This is a genomic window from Cupriavidus sp. PET2-C1 (assembly GCF_054515855.1).
Genome location: NZ_CM137259.1, coordinates 2,142,735 through 2,163,503 on the forward strand (window position 1 = coordinate 2,142,735; position 20,769 = coordinate 2,163,503).

Consider the following 20,769-nt stretch of genomic DNA (forward strand, 5'->3'; position numbering starts at 1 on the left):
GATGGCGCCGGTTTTCATTTGCGCGAGCGGGATGTTCCCTTCAGCCCTCCTGCCCGCCAAGCGTTCGCAGGTATCCATGCGCTGCGCCCCGCAGTTGTCGCATCAGGCGCGAGAAATCGATCCCCTCCCCCTCATCGATACAAGCATGCGAGATCAGGCCGTAGACGATGGCCTGCAGCGTCACCGAGGCCTCCTCGAGCACCGCGGCATGCGGCGCGTCGGCGGCGCTTAGCAGCGCCCGGCTCCACAACGCGACAAACCGCGCGTACATCTTCTGGTATGCCGCGCGCCCCGAGTAATGCCGCTCCAGCAGGTAGATCGGCCCCCAACGCTCCGGCGTCTCCCGGTGGTGCTCCACGTTGACGGCGATCAGCGCGTCCACGATGGCCGCCATCGATTCCCCCCGGCACTGCGCCAGGCCGGCATCCATCGCCAGCACGATCCGCTTGGCACGCAGGTGCAGGCACACCTGCGCCAGTTCTTCCTTGCTGCCGAAGTACTCGTAGAACGTGCCCAGCCCCACGCCGGCCAGGTCCACGATGGCGCGGATCGTCACCTGCCCATAGTCCTGCGCGGCCAAAAGCCGAACAAAGGCCTCCTGGATGGCCAGGGAGGTCTGCCATGAGCGCGACTGCACCGGCCTGCGGCGCGGCTTTGCCGGGCCTTTTTGCTGTGGGTTCATGGTGCTCCGAAAGCCGAACATGGCGGCTGGTCATTCTATCTAGAATGGCCTTTCGAATCTAACGGGTGGCGGCAAGCCCAGCCCCCGGCCCAAGGAGACAACCCGCCATGACTGCCATGAACGCCACCCACGCCACGCGCGCCACCCACGTCATCACCAACCAGGTCCCGGAGCTCAAGGACTACAACCTCTACACCAGCGACCCCGGCATCCGCCGCGCGATTGCGCGCGCAGGCGCGGAATGGAACGAGGGGGAACTCGAACGCCAGGGCGCCGTGCTCGGCGCCGAGCAAACGATCCGGCATGCCGAAGATGCTAATCGCCATCACCCCGAGCTGCACACACATTCGCGCATCGGCGAGCGCATCGACCAGGTGCGTTTCCACCCGGGCTGGCAGGCGCTGATGACCATTGCGCGCCGCAGCGGGCTGGCCAACCTGCCCTTCGCAGATACGCGCCCCTCGGCCTGGGCTTCCTACGCGGCCTCGCTCTATATGCATAGCCAGATCGAGTCCGGCTCGCTGTGCCCCACCAACATGACCCAGGCCTGCATCCCCGTGCTGCGCAAGGAGCCGGCATTGTTCGCGCAGTTCGGCGACAAGCTGCTGACGCAGGCCTACGACCCGCGTGACCTTCCCATCGAGCACAAACACTCGATCAACGTGGGCATGGGCATGACCGAGAAGCAAGGCGGCTCCGACGTGCGCGCCAACACCACGCGCGCCGTACCCAGCCGCGGCGAGGGGCGTGGAGCCGAGTACCTGATCACCGGCCACAAGTGGTTCTTCTCCGCGCCGATGTCGGATGCCCACCTGGTGCTGGCAAACACCGAGGCCGGCTCCTCCTGCTTCTTCGTGCCGCGCTGGCGCCCCGACGGCAGCAAGAACCCCATCGAGATCCAGCGCCTGAAGGACAAGGTGGGCAACCGCTCCAACTCCAGCAGCGAAGTCGAGTTCCGCGATGCCTGGGGCATCATGGTCGGCGAGGAAGGCCGTGGCATTCCCACCATCCTGGAGATGGCCACGTATAGCCGGCTTAACTGCTCGCTATCGAGCGCCGGTTTCCTGCGCCAGGCGCTGGTGCAGGCCCTGCACTACACGCGTCACCGCAGCGCCTTCGGCAAGCCGCTGATCCGCCAGCCGCTGATGGTCAGGCTGCTGGCCGACATGGCGCTGGAGGCCGAGGCCGCCATGCTGCTGGCCATGGACCTGGCCACCGCCTTCGAAGCCACCGACGACCCCGCCCGCCTGGCATGGCGCCGCATCCTCACGCCCGCTTCCAAATTCTGGATCTGCAAGCGCGCGGTGGAGATGACCGGCGAGGCCATGGAGATCTTCGGCGGCAACGGCTACGTGGAAGATGGCCCCATGGGCCGGCTGTTCCGCGAAGCCCCGGTCAACTCGATCTGGGAGGGCTCCGGCAACGTGATGTGCCTGGACGTGCTGCGCGCCATCGGCCGCAACCCGGACGACTACCTGCGGGTGCTGGAACACATGAGCGCGGTCGGCGCGGACGAGCCGCGCATCCAGGCCAGCGTGGCGGCATTGCGCGCGGCGCTGCGCCTGCCCGAGGAGGAGCAGCAGGCCGAGGCACGCCGCACCACCACGCGGCTGGTGCTGACCGCCCAGGCCTGCCTGATGCGCCAGCATGCCGAGGCGGCCACCGCCGACGCCTTCCTTGCCAGCCGCTTCGACCCGGAATGGGGCGCCGTAATGGGTATCAGTGCGGGCATCAGCGCGGGCGGGGGCAATGCCGCGCGCATCCTGGAGCTGGCCTGGGCCGCCTGACGCCAGCACGGCATTGCCGCACCGCGGCAGGGCTCAAGCCGCGCAGAGCTCCAGCAACTGCTCGTCGCGAAAGCCCCATTGCGCCGGATCCTCGAACCCCACCACGGTGTCCTCCGTCTCGCGCAGGTCGAGCGTCTCGGGGCCGAGGTGGGCGGCCTCGCTCACCGAGTAGAACACCTTGACCTGCGGGCGCAGCGGCTCGTTGTCGTTCTGCGCGAAGACCACCGCCAGCCGTCCGGAGCGCAAGCGCAGCACCGTGCCCAGCGGATAGATGCCAATGGACCGGGTGAAGGCCTGGAACACGGTACGATCGAACAGCGTATCCGCCCGCACCGCCATATACTCCAGCGCCCGCGCAGGCGTCCACGCCTGGTGCCCGGGCCGGTTGGAGGTCAGGGAGTCATAGGCATCGCACACCGCGGCGATCTTGGCGTGCACGCTGATCTCGTTGCCATGCAGGCCAAACGGGTAGCCGCGCCCGTCGATGCGCTCGTGGTGGTGCATGCAGACATCGAGGGGAATATTGCTGTAGAGCTTGGCCTCGTTGAGGACGCGGTAACCCACCGAAGGATGGCGCTGCACCATCGCCACCTCGGCGGCGGTCATCTCGCCCTGCTTGTGCAGCACGTGCGTGGGCACGGAAATCTTGCCGATATCGTGCACCAGGCCCGCCAGCCCGAGCTGCTGCACCGCGGCATTGTCCAGGCCCAGGGTGCGGCCCAGCGCGATCATCAGCGCGCAGACCGCGAAGGAATGCAGATAGGTGTAGTCGTCCCGCACCTTGAGCCGCGCCAGCGCGATCAGGGCCTGCGAATGGCGGGTCAGCGAATTCGATACGGAATCGACCAGCATCAGGGCGCCCTCCACCTCCAGCGCCCGGCCCATGCGGGCATTCGTGAACATCGACCCGACCACCGCCTTGCCGTTCTTCATCACCTCCCGGGCCAGACCGAACTCCACCTCCAGCGGCACCCCCGACTGCGGCACGGCGCCGGCCGGCTCGTCGGCGACGGGCTTCACGTTCAAGGATCCCGATGCCGCGAGTTGCGCGGGCGGCGGCACACCCTTGCCCTTGAGCAGATCGATCCAGACCTCCTCGACCTTGGAGGCGATCATCTGGTCGATCTGTTCCTGGCTGTTCACCAGGAACCGGGAGCGCCAGAAGGGATGCTCCAGCCATGGCCCCCCCACCCTGGCCACGAACATTCCGACTTGAAGCTGTTGGGTCTTGATCCGTTTCAGCATGCCAGCTCCTCGCGTACAGATTGAATAAGGCGTGGCCGCTTAACGGCAAGGAGACAAAATACTTTAGGCCTGGCGACCCGCATGCACGGTTGGAGGCAGGCGAGCAGCCCATTAACCCATCAACCCTTCAACCCCTCAATCCTTCCCCCCCTTGCCCTGCCCCCTGCCGGCAGCGGTTTTCCCCCGCGGCCGCCTGGCGGCAGGTTTTGGCGCGGCTTCCGTCTCCCCGGCCTGGGCGGACTTCATGAAGCGGCTTTCGCTGGTCATCACGCCGACGATCCGTGCGAGCTGGCGACTCAGGCTGATGTAGGCGTGGCCCATGCGGGCGTCGAAGTACAGCGAATCGCCGCGCGCCAGATGCACCCGCTCGCCGCCGTCGAAATGCACCTCGATCTCGCCGGAAAGTACGTACACGAACTCCTCGCCGGGATGGCGCGCGAAATCCTCGGGCCCCGCGATACGGCGCGCGTGCACGGTGCTGACCACCGGGATCATCTGCTTTCCCACCGCCTCGGTGCCGAGGAATTCATAGGAAAACGACACGCCCCGATAGGTCACGCCCTCGCCTGAGCGCGTCACGACGGGTCCCTGGAATGGCGCAGTCTTCGCGCCAGCGCCCGCGAACATCGAGCCCATGTCCATTCGCAGCGCCTTGCCCAGCGCGGCGAAATTCTCGTAGCCCAATGCCAGCTGCCCGCGCTCCGCGCGCGAGATGGTGGTGATCGACACGCCCGACAACTCGGCCAGATGTGCCAGCGTCCAGCCAAAGGCCTTGCGCGCACTGCGCAGGCGCTTGCCAAAGGTCTCGCGGTCGAGTGTGCGCGACTCGTCGCTATCGTCGCTGCCGCGCCCCGGGGCGATGTGTGTTTTCAAGCCTGCGTCCTTTTTTTCCGTTGGAGCGGATGCTATCAGACGGCGCAGCCGGGTAGATTCCATGCCGCTCACTTTAGTGCAAAATTTGCGTATCCGCAATTTGCATATTCGCAAATTATTGAATACACTCACTCGCATTCCAAAGCACCAGCGCCCCACGAGCGCGCTCAGCCCCACCACCATCATGCGCACAACTCACGCTGCTTCGCCGATCTCAGCCGACTACCTCGTCATCGGGGGTGGCATCGCCGGCGCGTCCGTCGCGCACTGGCTCGCGCCGCATGGCCGCGTCATCGTGCTCGAACGCGAGGCCCAGCCTGGCTACCACTCGACCGGCCGCTCGGCGGCACTCTTCATGGAAAGCTATGGCACCCAGCAGGTACGCGCGCTGACGATGGCAAGCCGCGCCTTCCTGCAGGACCCGCCGCCGGGCTTTGCCTCGCATCCGCTGCTCACCCCGCGCGGCGCGCTCATGATCGCCGGCCCCGGGCAATTGCCGCTGCTCGAAGCGCACTGGGAGATGCTGCGCGCCATGGACCCCGATGCGCGCCGCCTGAGCGCCGAGCAAGCACGCGAGCGCGTGCCGGCGCTGCGGCCGGAACAGGTGCTGGGCGCCGTGTACGAGCCCAACGCCGCGGACATGGATGTGCATGCCATCCACCAAGGCTATCTGCGCGGCATGCGCCAGGCCGGTGGCAAGCTGGTGTGCGATGCCGAAGCCAGCGCAATTACGCGCGTGCAGGACCACTGGCGCGTGGAGGCGGGCGGGGTGGTGTACGAAGCGCCCGTGCTGCTCAACGCCGCGGGCGCCTGGGTCGACGCCATTGCGCGGCTGGCCGGCGTGCAGCCGCTGGGCATCGAGCCCCGCCGCCGCTCCGCGTTTATCTTCGCGCCGCCCGCGGGCATGGACACGGACCACTGGCCCATGGTCTTCGGCGCCGACGAGGACTGGTACTTCAAGCCCGATGCCGGCATGTTGCTGGGCTCGCCGGCCAATGCCGATCCGGTCGAGCCGCAGGACATCCAGCCCGAGGAAATGGATATCGCGCTTGCCATCCACCGCATCGAGGAAGCCACCTCGCTGTCGATCCGACGCCCCACCCGCACCTGGGCCGGGCTGCGCTCCTTCGTCGCCGACGGCGACCTGGTCGGCGGTTTTGACGACGCGGTACCCGGCTTCTTCTGGGTCGCGGGCCAGGGCGGCTATGGCATCCAGACTTCGGCCGCCATGGGCGAAACCTGCGCCGCGCTTGCGCGCGGCCTGCCCGTGCCCGCGCATCCCGCATCGTTCGGCCTGACCGCCGAAATGCTGGGGCCCGCGCGGCTGCGCCGCCTGGCTAGCTCGACCTGAATTCCGCTTGCCCCCCAACCGCCAATCGCCAACCGGCAAATTGACCAGGAGTTCACCATCGTGCGTGTCTTCAGTGCCTCCCTCGCCACCGAAACCAACACCTTCGGGCCGATGCCGACCGGCCTCGCGTCCTTCAGGGACCGCGGCTACTTCCCGGCCGGCCAGCACCCAGAGCAGATGACGTTCTTCTCCGGCCCGCTGTGGGCCGCCCGGCTGCGCGGCAAGGAGCGCGGCTGGCAGTTGTCCGAAGGCATGGTGGCCGGCGCGCAGCCCAGCGGCACGACCACGCGCCATGCCTACGAGACCCTGCGCGAGGAACTGCTGGCTGACCTGCGCGCGGCGCTGCCCGTGGACATGGTGCTGCTAGGGCTGCACGGCGCGATGGTGGCCGATGGCTACGACGACTGCGAAGGCGACTTGCTGCAGCGCGTGCGCGCCATCGTCGGGCCGGAGGTGGTGATCGGCGCGGAACTCGATCCGCACAGCCACCTGACACCGGAGATGGTGGCGCACGCCGACGTGCTGATCGCCTTCAAGGAATACCCGCACACCGACGTGCTGGAGCGCGCCCTGGAACTGGTCGACCTGTGCGCGGCCAAGGTGCAAGGCAAGGTCCGCCCCGTGGCTGCCGTGGTCGACTGCGAGATGATCGTGACCGTTCATACCTCGCGCGAGCCGGCGCGCGGCTTCGTGGACCGCATCCAGTCGCTGGAAGGCCGGGACGGCGTGCTGTCGATCTCCATCGCGCACGGCTTCTCCTGGGGAGACGTGCCCGGCATGGGCACCAAGGTGCTGGTCTACACCGACGGCAACCAGGCCCAGGCCGATGCGCTGGCCCGCCAGCTGGCCGACGAGCTGATCGGCATGCGCGAGGCGCTCACGGTGCGCTATCCGGACATCGACACCGCGCTCGACGAGGCCCTGGCCTTCGACGGCGGCCCGGTGGTGCTGGCAGACGGCGCGGACAATCCCGGGGGCGGCGCGGCGAGCGACTCCACCTTTATCCTGCGCCGCATGATCGAGCGCGGCATCGCCAACGCCGCCGTCGGCCCGCTGTGGGACCCGATCGCGGTGCGCATCGCCTTTGATGCGGGTGTGGGCGCGCGCCTGGCGATGCGCATCGGCGGCAAGATCAGCCCGCTCTCGGGTGATCCCCTGGACCTGGACTGCACAATCAAGGCGTTGCTGCCCGACATGGTGATGACCGGCCTGTCGAACGCGCCAGTGCAGATGGGCGATTGCGCGCTGGTGGAAGCCAACGGCATCGACATCGTGCTGATCACCCTGCGCAACCAGGCGATGGGCACGGATCTGTTCACGCAACTGGGCTGCGACCTCGCGCGCAAGAAAATCATCGTGGTGAAGTCCTCGCAGCATTTCTACGCATCGTTCTCGACGGTGGCCAGGCACGTGATCTACGCGGGCGCCCCCGGCGCCGTGACGCTCGACCTCACGACCCTGCCCTACCGCAAGGTGCGCCGGCCCAAGTGGCCGCTCGATGCAGCGGCGGCCTGAGCGCCGCGCGCCGTTTCGCAACGGCTACAACATAAGAACAACAACAACGACAACAACGACAACAACAAGCAAGGAGACCCGCCCATGAAACCGAATCCCGCCCTGCGCGCCGCCCTCGCGGCGAGCGCGCTCGTCCTGGCCAGCGCCAGCCTTCCCGTGCTGGCGCAGACCAAGACGCTCAAGGTCGTGGCCCATGCCGACCTGAAGATCCTCGACCCGACTTTCACCACCGCCTACATCACGCGCAACTTCGGCTACATGGTCTACGACACGTTGTTCGCGCAGGACGCGAGCGGCAAGCCGCAACCGCAGATGGTGGAAAAGTACAGCAGTTCCAAGGACGGCAAGCAGTGGAGCTTCACCCTGCGCCCCGGCCTCAAGTTCTCGGATGGCAGCGCGGTCACCGCGGCCGACGCCGTCGCATCGCTGCAGCGCTGGGGCGCGCGTGACAGCCTGGGCCGCGCCATGGGCGACGCTGGCGCCGAATGGAAGGCGCTCGACGCGCGCAGTTTCACGCTCACGCTCAAGGAGCCCTTTGGCATGGTGCTCGATGCGCTGGCCAAGCCATCGGGCTTTCCGCCGGTGATCCTGCCGGAGCGCCTGGCCAGGATGCCCGCCACCGCGCCGCTGCCCGAGGTGATGGGCTCCGGCCCCTTCGTCTTCAAGCGCGACGAATGGGTGCCGGGCAACAAGGCGGTCTTCGTGCGCAACCCGAACTACGTGGCGCGCAGCGAGCCGGCGAGCGGCCTCGCCGGCAGCAAGAAGAGCCAGTTCGACCGCGTGGAATGGCTCTACCTGCCGGACGCCAACAGCGCCATCGCGGCGCTCAAGCGCGGCGAAGTCGACCTGGTGGAGCAGGTGCCGCCGGACTACATCGCCCCGCTGCGCGCCGACACCAGCGTCAAGATCGGCTCGGGCGGCGCCTACCAGGGCGTGCTGGTGATGAACCAGCTCCATCCGCCCTTCAATAACCCGAAGGTACGCCAGGCCTTCCTGCAGGCGGTGAGCCAGGAACGCTTCACCGCGGCCATGGGGTATCCACTCGATATGCGCATGAACTACTGCGCCACCTATTTCATCTGCGGCAGCCCCAACGATACGACGGCCGGCGCCGAGCCGTACCGCAAGGCCGACCTGGCGCGCGCCAAGCAGTTGCTCGGCGCGGCCGGCTACAAGGGCGAGAAGGTGGTGGTGCTGGTGCCGACCGACGTGCCGCAGCTCAACGCCGAAGCCCTGATGGCGGCGCAGACCATGCGCAGCATGGGCATGAACGTGGACATGCAGAACATGGACTGGGCATCCATCGGCGCGCGCCGCGCCAAGCGCGACGCGCCGGAGGCCGGCGGCTGGAGCATGTACGTGACAGTGGCGGGCGAGTTCGATTCGAATTCGCCGATCGCCAACGCTTACCTTGGCGCCGCCTGTGGCAACAGCCTGCCCGGCTGGCCCTGCGACAAGCCGCTCGATGCGCTGCGCACCGCCTGGATCCGCGAGACCGTGCCGGCCAAGCGCAAGGAGTTGCTCGACGCCTTCCAGAAGCGCGCGTATGAGGCGGTGCCCTATGTGAATGCCGGCCAGTACTCGGCGGCCTTCGCGGCGCGCGCCAGCCTCAAGGGTGTCGACAAGCTGTGGGCTGGCATGCCCACGGTCTGGATGCTCGACAAATAAACAAAAAAGAAAGAAAAACGACCCACCGAGGAGACACGACGATGGGCTACCTGCTCCGACGCCTGGCCGCGACGCTACCCGTGATGGCGGTGGTAGCCATCGTGGTGTTCCTGCTGATCCACTTGTCGCCGGGCGACCCGGCGGCACTGATCGCGGGCGACCTTGCCACGGTCGACGACATCGCCAAGCTGCGTGGCGCGCTGGGCCTGGACCTGCCGCTGTGGCGGCAGTTCGTGCTGTGGCTCGGCCGGCTCGCCACCGGCGATCTCGGCACCTCGATCTTCACCCAGGTGCCGGTGGCCCGGCTGCTGGCGCAGCGGCTGGAACCCACGGCCTCCATCGCCGCGCTGACCATGCTGCTGACCTTGCTGGTCGCGGTGCCGCTGGGCACGCTTGCGGCCTACCGCGCCGGCAGCTGGATCGACCGGCTGGTGATGCTGTTCGCGGTGCTGGCGTTTTCGCTGCCGGTGTTCCTGGTGGGCTACCTGCTGGTCTATGCCTTCGCCATCCAGCTGCCGTGGTTTCCGGTGCAGGGTTACGCACGCTTGGCCGACGGCATCGGCGAATGGCTGCGCAGCCTGGTCCTGCCCTGCGTCAACCTGGCGCTGGTCTATATCGCGCTGGTGACGCGCATGACGCGCGCCACCGTGCTTGAGGTGCTGCACGAGGACTACATCCGCACTGCGCGCGCCAAGGGCCTGGGCGTGCTGCCGGTGCTCGGCCATGCGCTGCGCAACGCGGCAATCCCGATCGCCACCACCATCGGCATGGGCATCGCGCTGCTGATCGGCGGCGTGGTCGTCACCGAGACCGTGTTCGCCATCCCGGGCGTCGGCCGCCTGGTGGTCGACTCGGTGCAGCGCCACGACTATCCGGTGATCCAGAGCGTGCTGTTGATCTCGGCCGGCGTCTACGTGCTGATCAACCTGATGATCGACCTGAGCTACCGCCTGTTCGATCCGCGCATCAAGTACTGACATCCGGTACCAATCCCATCCTTGCCGCGAGACCTGCCACCATGTCCACCTCCCTGCCCGTGACCGATGACACCGCCCCCAGCGCGGCGGTGCCGCAGGACACCCCCTTCGTGCTGCCGCGCTGGCACTGGGCGCGCAAGCACCCCACGCTGATCGTCGGCGCGCTGTTGCTGGCCGCGATTGCCGTGCTCTCCATCGGCGCGCCCTGGATCGCCACCTTCGACCCCCAGGATATCGATCCGCTGGCGCGCATGCAGCCGCCCTCGGCCGAGCACTGGTTCGGCACCGACGCGCTCGGCCGCGATGTGTTCAGCCGAGCGGTCTGGGGCGGGCGCGTCTCGATGGTCGTCGGCCTTTCGGTCGGCCTGCTCGCGACCGGTTTCGGCGTGCTGCTCGGCCTCGCCGCGGGCTTCGTGCGCTGGGCTGATTCCTTCGTGATGCGCGTGATGGACGGCTTGATGGCCATCCCCGGCATCCTGCTGGCCATCGCGCTGATGGCCGTCACGCAGGCCAGCCTCACTGCCGTGATCGTCGCCATCACCATCCCCGAGGTCCCGCGCGTGGTGCGGCTGGTGCGCTCGCTGGCGCTCACGCTGCGCGAGCAGCTCTACGTCGAGGCGGCACATGCAGTGGGCACCCGCCTGCCGGTGATCCTGGCGCGCCATGTGGTGCCCAATATGGTGGCGCCGCTGATCGTGCAGGCCACCTTCGTGGCCGCCGCCGCCGTGCTGACGGAAGCGGCCCTGTCCTTCCTGGGCGTCGGCGTGCCCGGGCAGACACCGAGCTGGGGCAACATGATGGCCGAGGGCCGCAACTTCGTGGCGGTGGCGTTCCATATCATCCTTTACCCCGGCATCCTGCTGGCCGCGACGGTGCTGGCGATCAACCTGCTGGGCGACGGCTTGCGAGACGCGCTCGACCCGCGCCTGGCGCGGCAACTCTGAAGGGGGGCTCACTAATGACAACGACAATGTCCCGCGTTGCCCTGGCCACCGGGGAGCCGCTGCTCGAGGTAGACGACCTGCACACCCATTTCGACACGCTCACCGGCCCGGCCCGCTCGGTCAACGGCGTCTCGTACACCGTGCGCGCCGGCCAAACGCTTGGCGTGGTCGGCGAGTCCGGCTGCGGCAAGAGCGTGACGGCGCTGTCGATCATGCGGCTGCTGCCCACGCCGCCGGCACGCATCCGCGGCGCCGTGCGGCTACGCGGCACCGACCTGCTGCAACTCAGCGAGCGCGAGATGCGCCGCATCCGCGGCAACCGTGTCTCGATGATCTTCCAGGAGCCGATGACCTCGCTGAACCCGGTGCTCACGATCGGCCGGCAGATTGCCGAGACGGTGCAGCTGCACCAAGGCGCAAGCCGTGCCGAGGCGAGCAAGCGCGCGGTGGAAATGCTGCGGCTGGTGCAGATCCCCGAGCCCGAGCGCCGCGTCAACGAATATCCGCACCAGCTCTCCGGCGGCATGCGCCAGCGCGTGATGATCGCGCTGGCGCTGGCCTGCAACCCGGAGGTGCTGATCGCCGACGAACCCACCACCGCGCTCGACGTCACCATCCAAGCCCAGATCCTGGACCTGATCCGCCGCTTGCAGAAAGAGCTAGGCATGGGGGTAGTCATGATCACGCACGACCTCGGCGTGGTGGCGGAGTGCTGCGACCGCGTGATCGTGATGTACGCCGGGCGCAAGGTCGAGGAAGCCAGCGTCATCGACCTGTTCGACCGCCCGCTGCACCCCTACACCCGCGCGCTGATGGCCTCGATGCCCTCGATGAACACCAGCAGCCAGCGCCTGGCCGAAATCCCCGGGCTGGTGCCATCGCCGCAGGAAGCGCGCCGCGGCTGCGCGTTCGCGGCGCGCTGCCCGCATGCCGGCACGCGCTGCACGCGCGAGATCCCGCAACTCACGCGCCACGGCGCAGACCATGCCGTGGCCTGCTTCGCGATCGAGGAAGGCCGCATCGAATGCAACCAGCCAGCCCAGGAAGCCATCGCATGAGCGCCCCCACTGCCACGCCCTCGCCCCTGCTCAAGGTCGACCGGCTCAAGAAGCACTACATCGCGCCGCAGCGCTGGCTGGCGCCGCGCAAGCCGCCCATCCAGGCGGTGGACGGCGTGTCCTTCACCGTGGAGCGCGGCGAGACGCTCTCGCTGGTCGGCGAATCCGGCTGCGGCAAGACCACCACCGCCAAGTCGGTGCTGCGCCTGGTCGAACCCACCTCCGGCTCGGTGCAGCTCGATGGCGAGGAGCTGCTGGGCCTGTCGGCAAACGCCATGCGCCTGCGCCGGCGCGATCTGCAGATCATCTTCCAGGACCCCTACGCTTCGCTAAGCCCGCGCCTGACGGCGGGCGAGATCGTCAGCGAGCCGCTGCGCAATTTCGGCATGCATTCGCGTGCCGAGCGCTCCGAACGCGTGCAGTGGCTGTTCAGCAAGGTCGGGCTGCGCCCGGAGGCGGCCAAGAAATTCCCGCACGAATTCTCGGGCGGCCAGCGGCAGCGGCTGGGGATCGCGCGCGCGCTCGCGCTCAACCCCAAGCTGATCGTCTGCGACGAACCGGTGTCGGCGCTCGACGTCTCGGTGCAGGCGCAGGTGGTCAACCTGCTGATGGACCTGCAGGCCGAACTCGGCATCGCCTACCTGTTCGTCGCGCACGATCTTGCCGTAGTGCGCCATATCAGCCACCGGGTCGCCGTGATGTACCTCGGCCAGATCGTCGAGCTGGCCGACCGCGACACCTTGTTCCGCGCGCCGCGCCACCCGTACACCGAAATCCTGCTGTCCGCGGTGCCAGTGCCCAATCCGCGCACGCCGGCCCGGCGCCTGCTGCTGCAAGGCGACCCGCCGAGCCCGGCCAACCCGCCATCGGGCTGCCGCTTTCACACGCGCTGCCCGCTGGCCCAAGCCGTATGCAAGGAGCAGGCGCCCGCCCTCACCGAACGGCCCTCCGCCGGCGGTGGGCATCAGGTGGCCTGCCATTTCCGCTGACCCGCTGACCGACTCGCTGCAAACCAAAAAAAAGGAACCCGATGTCCAACCCTGATTCCACGCACTACGACCTGCTGATCGCTGGCGGCACCGTGATCGACGGCAGCAAGGCACCCCGCTTCAGCGCCGATATCGGCGTGCGCGGCGGCCGCATCGCGGCGATCGGCAATTTATGCGGGCACACCGCCGACCAGACGCTGGACGCGGCGGGCCAGATCGTCGCCCCCGGTTTCATCGATGCGCACACGCATGACGACCAGGCCGTGCTGTCGCAGGCCACCATGCCCTTCAAGATCTCGCAGGGCGTCACGACCGTGATTGCGGGCAACTGCGGCATCAGCGCCGCCCCGTTGCGCGCCGACATGGACCTGCCCATGCCGCTGAGCCTGATCGACTCGCCGGCCGAGGGCCGCTTCACCACCTTCGCGGCTTACCTCGATGCGTTGCGCGCCACGCCAAGCTCCGTCAACGTGGCGGCGATGGTCGGGCATTCGACCTTGCGCGCGGTCACCATGCCGGCGCTCGACCGGCCCGCCAATGCCGAAGAAATTGCCGCCATGCGGGCACTGGTCGAGGAGGCCATGCAGGCCGGCGCGATCGGCCTGTCGACCGGCACCTTCTACCCGCCCGCCGCCAAGGCGACAACCGAGGAGATCATCGAGGTCTGCCGGCCACTCAGCGCGCGCAAGGCGCTGTACGTGACGCATATGCGCGACGAGTCCGACCATGTCATGCAGTCGCTGGAAGAAACCTTCCGCATCGGCCGCGAGCTCGACGTGCCGGTGGTGGTGTCGCACCACAAGGTGCAGAACACCGCGAACTTTGGCAGGAGCCGGGTCACGCTGCCATTCATCCGTGAAACCATGAAGCACCAGTGCGTCTCGCTCGACTGCTACCCGTACACGGCCGGCTCCACCATGATCCGCACCGACCGCGGCATGCTCGAAGGGCGGGTGCTGATCTCCGCCAGCCAGCCGCACCCCGAATGCGCGGGCCGCGATCTGGACGACATTGCCAGGGAATGGGGCGTGGCCAAGGACGAGGCCGCGCGCCGCCTGCAGCCCGGCAGCGCGGTCTACTTCCTGATGGACGAGAACGACGTCCAGCGCATCCTCGCCTTCGACGACACCATGATCGGCTCCGACGGCCTTCCCGTTGGTGAGAGCCCGCATCCGCGCCTGTGGGGCACCTTCCCACGCGTGCTCGGCCACTATTGCCGCGAGATCGGGCTGTTCCCGCTCGAGACGGCGGTCTGGAAGATGACCGGGCTGACGGCGCGCAACTTCGGCCTGCATCAGCGCGGCACGCTGGAGGTGGGCCACCATGCCGATATCGTCGTCTTCAGTGCCGAGAACGTGCGCGATGCCGCCAGCTACGAAACCCCCACCCGCCCGGCCGAAGGCATCGACGCCGTGATCGTCAACGGCGCCATTACCTGGCAGCACGGTGCGCACAGCGGGGCGCGCAACGGACAGGTCATCACACGGCAGGCACGGCAGGACTAGCGGGGCGCGGGGCGATGGATTGCCAGCCGGCCCCTGCCGGGGCCGCTGGCCGCACCGCTATCGCCCAGACGGGGACTTGTCAACCCGTCCAGATTATCCGGCCAATGTCCTAGGACATTCAGCCCAGGGCCTCGCCGCACGGCTACAATGGCGCGCCACACGCTTGCCGTTCACACCATGTCCACAACGTACACGCTTGTCGGAATTGCGCGCGCCAAGGCTCACCGCCGTGAAGTCCTGGTTGCCAAGCTGGCCGCGCTGCGCCTGCGCGGCGCCATGGAACCCGGCTGCCTGCGCTACCACGTGGGAGAAGACGCCGAGGATGCCGAGGTGTTTGTGCTCTATATGGAGTGGAATTCCAGGCACGCGCTGGAATCGCACCTCAACAGCGAATATGTGCGTGACTTTCACGCCACCCGACAGGAGTTCCTGGAAGGGGATATCAATTTCCGGTGGTTGAATGCGGCCTGAATGTGGCCTGAATACGGTCTGAATACGGTCTGAATACGGCCTGGCGGTCACCCCGGCCGTGGCCAGAAAGCCACTCAAATCAAGCGCTGACAGCTAAACCCGAGGCTGTCCTCGACGCTGGGCGCCCGCCTGCTTGTCATTCCCCCAACGCCGATCTATCACTTTGAGTGACGCTCCACCACATCTGGAGCGCAACACCCGGAGTGCATCATGGATGTCAAGGATGGATTCGTCGGCACCATCGGCCATACACCGCTGATCCGGCTGGCAGGCCTGAGCGAGGAGACCGGTTGCGAAATCCTCGGCAAGGCCGAGTTCCTGAACCCGGGAGGCTCGGTCAAGGACCGGGCGGCGCTCTACATCATCCGCGACGCCGAGCGGCGCGGCGCGCTCAAGCCCGGCGGGACCGTAGTGGAAGGCACCGCCGGCAATACCGGCATCGGCCTGGCGCATCTGTGCGCCGCGCGCGGCTACCGCTGCATCGTGGTGATCCCCGACACCCAGTCCCCGGAAAAAATGGACCGCCTGCGGCTGCTCGGCGCCGAAGTGCTCACGGTGCCCGCGGCGCCCTACGCCGACCCCAACAACTACCAGAAGGTGGCCGGGCGCCTGGCCCAGGAGACGGAAAACGCCATCTGGGCGAACCAGTTCGACAACCTGGCCAACCGCCAGGCGCACTACGAAACCACCGGCCCGGAAATCTGGCACGACACCGCCGGCAAGGTCGATGCCTTTGTCTGCGCCACCGGCACTGGCGGCACGCTGGCCGGCGTCGCGCGTTTCCTGAAGGAGAAGGAGCGCAACCCGCCCGTGCGCATCGTGCTGGCCGATCCGCACGGCAGCGGGCTGTATCACTTCGTCAAGCACCGCGAGGTCAAGGCCAAGGGCAACTCCATCACCGAGGGCATCGGCTCCAGCCGGATCACCGCCAACCTGGCGGACACCCCGATCGACGATGCGGTCCGGATCGACGACAAGACCTGCGTCGACATGGTTTACCGGCTGCTGCGCGAGGAGGGCTTATGGGTGGGCGGCTCGTCCGGCATCAACGTAGCGGCGGCGGCCTGGCTGGCCCGCGAGATGGGGCCGGGCCACACCATTGTGACCCTGCTGTGCGACCGCGGCGACCTGTATGCCGGACGCCTGTTCAATGCGGACTGGCTGGCGGCCAAGGGACTGACGCCGCGGCCCGTCGTGGCACAGCACCGAGAGCAGCCATGACATGGCTACGGCGCCTCTTTCAGGCGCCGCCACAGGGTCGTGGCGCTGATGCCTAACTGATGACAGGCGGCGGCGCGGTTGCCCCCGCATTGCGCCAGCACGCGCCGGATATGCTCGGCCTGACTGGCGCGTGCCACGCCTGCGAGCGAGCCGGCCTCAGTCGAATCGCCGCCCTCATCCCCCGCCTCGCCTCTAGTGCTAGTGCCTCCCCCCTTACCCGCAGCGCTGCGCAAGCCGCCGGCCAGCGGCGCAGGATCGCCCTGCGGCTCCGTGCCAAACAGCTCCGGCGCCGCCGCCTGCAATTCAGCAAGTAGATCCCGGGGCGCCAGCTTGCGCCCCGCCACCAGCACGGCAATGCGTTCGGTCACGTTTTCCAGTTCGCGGATATTGCCCGGCCAGGCATAGCCCGCCAGCCTCGCCCGCACCGCTTGCGGCAGCGGCTGCGGCGCCGGCTGCCCCAGGCGTTCCTGGGCACGGCGGTACAGCAGTTCCGCCAGCTCGGGCAGGTCGCCGGCGCGCTCGCGCAGCGGCGGCATCTCGATGCGCAGGATATTGAGGCGGTAGTAGAGATCCTGGCGGAAGCTGCCCTGGCGGACCAGTTCGCCCAGGTTGCGGTGCGTGGCGGCGATCACCCGCACATTGACCGGCACGGCCTCCAGGCCGCCGATCGGCAGTACCTGTTTTTCCTGCAGCACGCGCAGCAAGCGGGTCTGCAGCGCGGGCGGCATATCGCCCACCTCGTCCAGGAACAGCGTGCCATTGTGGGCGGACTCGAACAGGCCCGCCTTGCCGCCGCGGCGTGCGCCGGTGAAGGCGCCCTCTTCGTAGCCGAACAGCTCGCTTTCCAGCAGGGTCTCCGGGAATGCCGCGCAATTGACCGCCACGAACGGGAATACGCGGCGCGGGCTGGCGTCGTGCATGCCCTGGGCCAGCACCTCCTTGCCGGTGCCGCTTTCGCCGCCCACCAGCACGGTGGAATCCACCGCCGCATAGCGCCGCGCCAGTTCGCGCAGGTGATGCATGGCCGGGGATGCGCCTGCGAGGTCATCCAGGCTGTAGCGCACGCCGGCCGGGCGCGCGCGGCTGCGCGAGCGGAGGTTGCGGTCGACCCGGTGGATGGCATTGGCGTCCTGCAGCGTCAGCACAGCGCCGGTGGCGCCGCTCTCGGTGACGATGGGGATGCGGTTGACCACCACCATCTTGTCGCCAAGCTTGTGGATGGCTTCGAGCTCCTTGCTGCCGCTGTGCATCACGCCATCGAGCGAGAGCGCGGGGGCCAGCGCTTGCAGCTTGCGGCCCAGCGCGGCGGCCGGCGCCGTGCCGAGAAAACGCTCCATGGCCGGGTTGTAGGTCTGGATGCGCCCGTCCGCGTCGACCGCGGCCACGCCTTCGTTCAGGTGAGCCAGGATCGTGTTGACGTAGTCGCGCCGGCCGGACTCGATGCGGCGCAAGCGGGCCGCTTCGATCACATCCTCCAGCGCACCCCGCACCGAATTGCCTGAATACAGGAACACGCCGATCAGGCCGATCTTGTCCGCCAGGTCGGTCACCATGCCCGGCCCTACCACCACCTTCACGCCCTCTTGCTTGAGGGCCTTCACGCGGGCAGCGGCATCGTCCTCGGTCAGGTACGTGTAGGCCGGGATGGACAGCGAAAAAGACCGCACGAATTCGTCCACCTCCGGATAGGTAGCGGCGTGTGTCACCAGCGCCACCTTCGGCGAGATGCGTCGCGCCGTCGCCAGCGCGCTCATCACATCGAAGCCGGTCACCTTGACCAGCACCACCGGCACATCGACGTGCTGGCGCAGGTAGGCGCCATTGGAGCCGCCCGCCACCACGGCATCGAGCCTGCCCTCGCGCGCTTCACGGGCGACGGCGCTGGCGGCGGCCGCGTAGCCCTTGCCCACGATGCGGAACTCGGCCTGCGCGGCGTAGGCCGGGATCAGGTCGGCAAAGGCCCGGGACAGGCGGCTGATGCCGATGGCCCAGATCCGCGGGCGGGCCGGCGTGGCCGTGCCGGAGGGGGGGATGGACGGGAGGATGCCGGATTGCATGGAGACGGAAAACGCTGCAGATACGCCGGATGGCGCTAATCTTGAGATTGTGCGCCCCCGCGGATTGCATTTCAATATTGAAACGCAATCCTTTCAAATTTGAAATTCATCACACATCGGCAACACAACGCAGCGCCGGCCGCGAAGCCTCAGGAATCGCCGCCAGCCCAGGCCTGGCAAGGGCACCTACCCCATGCCACCCTCCCGCGCGAGGCCCCATGCACGGCCAAGAACAGGCTGGCACACCCCTTGCGCTTATCCGCCGTCCACTCCTAAAGCGATGATCATGACCTTCTCCACTTCCGACCTCGCCCGCTCCGCCGGCGCCCGCTTCCGCCAGGCACTGGCCGATGAGCATCCCCTGCAGGTCGTCGGCACGATCAATGCCAACCATGCCCTGCTGGCCAAGCGCGCGGGCTACCGCGCCATCTACCTGTCGGGCGGCGGCGTGGCCGCGGGCTCGCTCGGCCTGCCGGACCTGGGCATCTCCAACCTGGACGACGTGCTGACCGACGTGCGCCGCATCACCGACGTGTGCGATGTGCCGCTGCTGGTCGACGTGGACACCGGCTTCGGCGCCTCCGCCTTCAACGTGGCGCGCACCACCAAGTCGCTGATCAAGTTCGGCGCGGGCGCGATGCATATCGAAGACCAGGTCGGCGCCAAGCGCTGCGGCCACCGTCCGGGCAAGGAAATCGTCTCGCAGGGCGAAATGGTCGACCGCATCAAGGCGGCCGTCGATGCCCGTACCGACGAGAATTTCGTCATCATGGCCCGCACCGACGCGCTGGCCGTGGAAGGCCTGGACAAGGCCATCGAGCGGGCCGTGGCCTGCGTGGAAGCCGGCGCCGACGCCATCTTCCCGGAAGCCATGACCGACCTGGCCATGTACCGCAAGTTCGTTGACGCCGTGAAGGTGCCGGTGCTGGCGAACATCACTGAATTTGGCGCTACGCCGCTGTTCACCACCGACGAACTGGGCGGTGCCGGCGTGTCGATGGTCCTCTACCCGCTGTCGGCCTTCCGCGCCATGAACAAGGCCGCCGAAAACGTGTACGCTGCAATCCGCCGCGACGGCACGCAGCAAAACGTGGTCGATACCATGCAGACGCGCGCCGAGCTGTACGAAAGCATCGGCTATCACGAATTTGAACAAAAACTGGACGCCCTGTTTGCCCAGGGCAAGGCCAAGTAAGCACACCAGCCGCACGCGAACAGCACACGAGCACACGAGCACAGCAACCCCAAGGAGACTCCCCCATGTCCGAAGCGCAACCGCTAGCCGCCCCGAAGCCCAAGAAATCCGTCGCCCTGTCGGGCGTGACCGCCGGCAATACCGCGCTGTGCACGGTCGGCCGTACCGGCAACGACCTGCACTACCGCGGCTACGACATCCTCGACATCGCCGAGACCTGCGAGTTTGAAGAGATCGCCCACCTGCTGGTGCACGGCAAGCTCCCCACCCGCGCCGAACTGGCGGCCTACAAGGCCAAGCTCAAGGCCCTGCGCGGCCTGCCCGCCAACGTCAAGGCCGCCCTCGAATGGGTGCCCGCCAGCGCCCACCCGATGGACGTGATGCGCACCGGCGTGTCCGTGCTCGGCACCGTGCTGCCGGAAAAGGACGACCACAACACCCCCGGCGCGCGCGACATCGCCGACCGCCTGATGGCCAGCCTGGGCTCCATGCTGCTGTACTGGTACCACTACAGCCATAACGGGCGGCGCATCGAAGTCGAGACCGACGACGACACCATCGGCGCGCACTTCCTGCACCTGCTGCACGGCCAGAAGCCGTCCGCGCTGTGGGAGCGCGCCATGCAGACCTCGCTCAACCTGTACGCCGAGCACGAGTTCAACGCCTCCACCTTCGCCGGCCGCGTGATCGCCGGCACGGGCTCGGACATGTACTCGTCGATCTGCGGCGCCATCGGCGCGCTGCGCGGCCCCAAGCACGGCGGCGCCAACGAAGTGGCGTTCGAGATCCAGAAGCGCTATGACAGCCCGGACGAGGCGCATATCGACATCTCGCGCCGCGTGGAGAACAAGGAAGTGGTGATCGGTTTCGGCCACCCCGTGTACACCACCGGCGACCCGCGCAACCAGGTGATCAAGGAAGTGGCGCGGCGCCTGTCCAAGGATGCCGGCTCGATGAAGATGTTCGACATCGCCGAGCGCCTGGAAACCACCATGTGGGACGCCAAGAAGATGTTCCCCAACCTGGACTGGTTCAGCGCGGTGAGCTATCACATGATGGGCGTGCCCACCGCCATGTTCACCCCGCTGTTCGTGATCGCGCGCACCTCGGGCTGGGCTGCGCATATCATCGAGCAACGCATCGACAACAAGATCATCCGCCCCAGCGCCAACTACACCGGGCCGGAAAACCTGAAGTTCGTGCCGATCAAGGATCGCAAGTAATCTAGCCG

Annotated in this window: 17 protein-coding genes; 13 read left to right on the forward strand and 4 right to left on the reverse strand. The window is 67.7% G+C overall.

The genetic code is table 11. From position 1 onward, the window contains the following. Positions 1–40 precede the first annotated feature (40 nt). Positions 41–682 carry a TetR/AcrR family transcriptional regulator gene (locus tag ACX12D_RS09710; protein WP_459373844.1) on the reverse strand — a complete coding sequence of 214 codons (642 nt, stop codon included), beginning with the start codon at positions 680–682 and terminating at the stop codon, positions 41–43. A gap of 107 nt (positions 683–789) precedes the next feature. Here ACX12D_RS09710 and ACX12D_RS09715 point away from each other — a divergent pair, with 107 nt between their 5' ends. Next, positions 790–2,469, forward strand: a complete 1,680-nt coding sequence (locus tag ACX12D_RS09715) for an acyl-CoA dehydrogenase family protein (protein WP_459373845.1) — start codon at positions 790–792, stop codon at positions 2,467–2,469. 33 nt (positions 2,470–2,502) lie between these two features. Here ACX12D_RS09715 and ACX12D_RS09720 read toward each other — a convergent pair whose 3' ends face one another. Together ACX12D_RS09720 and ACX12D_RS09725 are read right to left on the reverse strand one after the other, a co-directional pair. Continuing rightward, complete coding sequence (locus tag ACX12D_RS09720; RefSeq protein WP_441634819.1) at positions 2,503–3,714, reverse strand: HD-GYP domain-containing protein; 1,212 nt, start codon at positions 3,712–3,714, stop codon at positions 2,503–2,505. A 135-nt stretch (positions 3,715–3,849) separates the two neighbouring features. Beyond that, complete coding sequence (locus tag ACX12D_RS09725) at positions 3,850–4,587, reverse strand: helix-turn-helix domain-containing protein (protein ID WP_459373846.1); 738 nt, start codon at positions 4,585–4,587, stop codon at positions 3,850–3,852. Positions 4,588–4,771: 184 nt separating this feature from the next. Between ACX12D_RS09725 and ACX12D_RS09730 the strand changes: the two genes are divergently transcribed. The 10 genes from ACX12D_RS09730 (at position 4,772) to ACX12D_RS09775 (ending at position 16,286) form a co-directional block, all read left to right on the forward strand. Continuing rightward, positions 4,772–5,938, forward strand: coding sequence for an NAD(P)/FAD-dependent oxidoreductase (locus ACX12D_RS09730; protein ID WP_459373847.1), 1,167 nt, complete (start codon positions 4,772–4,774; stop codon positions 5,936–5,938). Between the two features lie 60 nt (positions 5,939–5,998). After that, positions 5,999–7,453, forward strand: coding sequence for a M81 family metallopeptidase (locus ACX12D_RS09735; protein WP_459373848.1), 1,455 nt, complete (start codon positions 5,999–6,001; stop codon positions 7,451–7,453). 84 nt (positions 7,454–7,537) lie between these two features. Further along, positions 7,538–9,121 (forward strand): ABC transporter substrate-binding protein, encoded by a 1,584-nt coding sequence (locus ACX12D_RS09740; RefSeq protein WP_459373849.1) that lies wholly within the window; start codon positions 7,538–7,540, stop codon positions 9,119–9,121. A gap of 41 nt (positions 9,122–9,162) precedes the next feature. After that, complete coding sequence (locus ACX12D_RS09745; protein ID WP_459373850.1) at positions 9,163–10,098, forward strand: ABC transporter permease; 936 nt, start codon at positions 9,163–9,165, stop codon at positions 10,096–10,098. Between the two features lie 41 nt (positions 10,099–10,139). After that, positions 10,140–11,042: an ABC transporter permease gene (locus ACX12D_RS09750; RefSeq protein ID WP_459373851.1), complete on the forward strand. Its 903-nt coding sequence runs from the start codon at positions 10,140–10,142 to the stop codon at positions 11,040–11,042. A 14-nt stretch (positions 11,043–11,056) separates the two neighbouring features. Continuing rightward, positions 11,057–12,100, forward strand: a complete 1,044-nt coding sequence (locus ACX12D_RS09755; protein ID WP_459373852.1) for an ABC transporter ATP-binding protein — start codon at positions 11,057–11,059, stop codon at positions 12,098–12,100. Beyond that, positions 12,097–13,089, forward strand: a complete 993-nt coding sequence (locus ACX12D_RS09760; RefSeq protein WP_459373853.1) for an ABC transporter ATP-binding protein — start codon at positions 12,097–12,099, stop codon at positions 13,087–13,089. The genes ACX12D_RS09755 and ACX12D_RS09760 overlap by 4 nt, the downstream gene beginning before the upstream one ends. A gap of 41 nt (positions 13,090–13,130) precedes the next feature. Then, on the forward strand, positions 13,131–14,594 hold the full coding sequence (locus ACX12D_RS09765) for an N-acyl-D-amino-acid deacylase family protein (RefSeq protein WP_459373854.1): 1,464 nt from the start codon (positions 13,131–13,133) through the stop codon (positions 14,592–14,594). A 147-nt stretch (positions 14,595–14,741) separates the two neighbouring features. Further along, a complete protein-coding gene (locus tag ACX12D_RS09770) occupies positions 14,742–15,065 on the forward strand; it encodes a putative quinol monooxygenase (RefSeq protein WP_253931705.1) in 324 nt (107 codons plus the stop codon). Positions 15,066–15,275: 210 nt separating this feature from the next. Further along, the gene (locus tag ACX12D_RS09775) at positions 15,276–16,286 is read left to right on the forward strand and encodes a cysteine synthase A (RefSeq protein WP_459373855.1); all 1,011 of its coding nucleotides are present in this window, start codon (positions 15,276–15,278) and stop codon (positions 16,284–16,286) included. Positions 16,287–16,291: 5 nt separating this feature from the next. Here ACX12D_RS09775 and prpR read toward each other — a convergent pair whose 3' ends face one another. Beyond that, positions 16,292–18,343 carry a propionate catabolism operon regulatory protein PrpR gene (gene prpR / locus ACX12D_RS09780; RefSeq protein WP_459373856.1) on the reverse strand — a complete coding sequence of 684 codons (2,052 nt, stop codon included), beginning with the start codon at positions 18,341–18,343 and terminating at the stop codon, positions 16,292–16,294. Positions 18,344–18,629: 286 nt separating this feature from the next. Between prpR and prpB the strand changes: the two genes are divergently transcribed. After that, positions 18,630–19,538 carry a methylisocitrate lyase gene (prpB, locus tag ACX12D_RS09785; protein ID WP_459373857.1) on the forward strand — a complete coding sequence of 303 codons (909 nt, stop codon included), beginning with the start codon at positions 18,630–18,632 and terminating at the stop codon, positions 19,536–19,538. A gap of 65 nt (positions 19,539–19,603) precedes the next feature. Beyond that, a complete protein-coding gene (prpC, locus tag ACX12D_RS09790) occupies positions 19,604–20,761 on the forward strand; it encodes a bifunctional 2-methylcitrate synthase/citrate synthase (RefSeq protein WP_253931702.1) in 1,158 nt (385 codons plus the stop codon). The last annotated feature ends 8 nt before the right edge of the window (positions 20,762–20,769 follow it).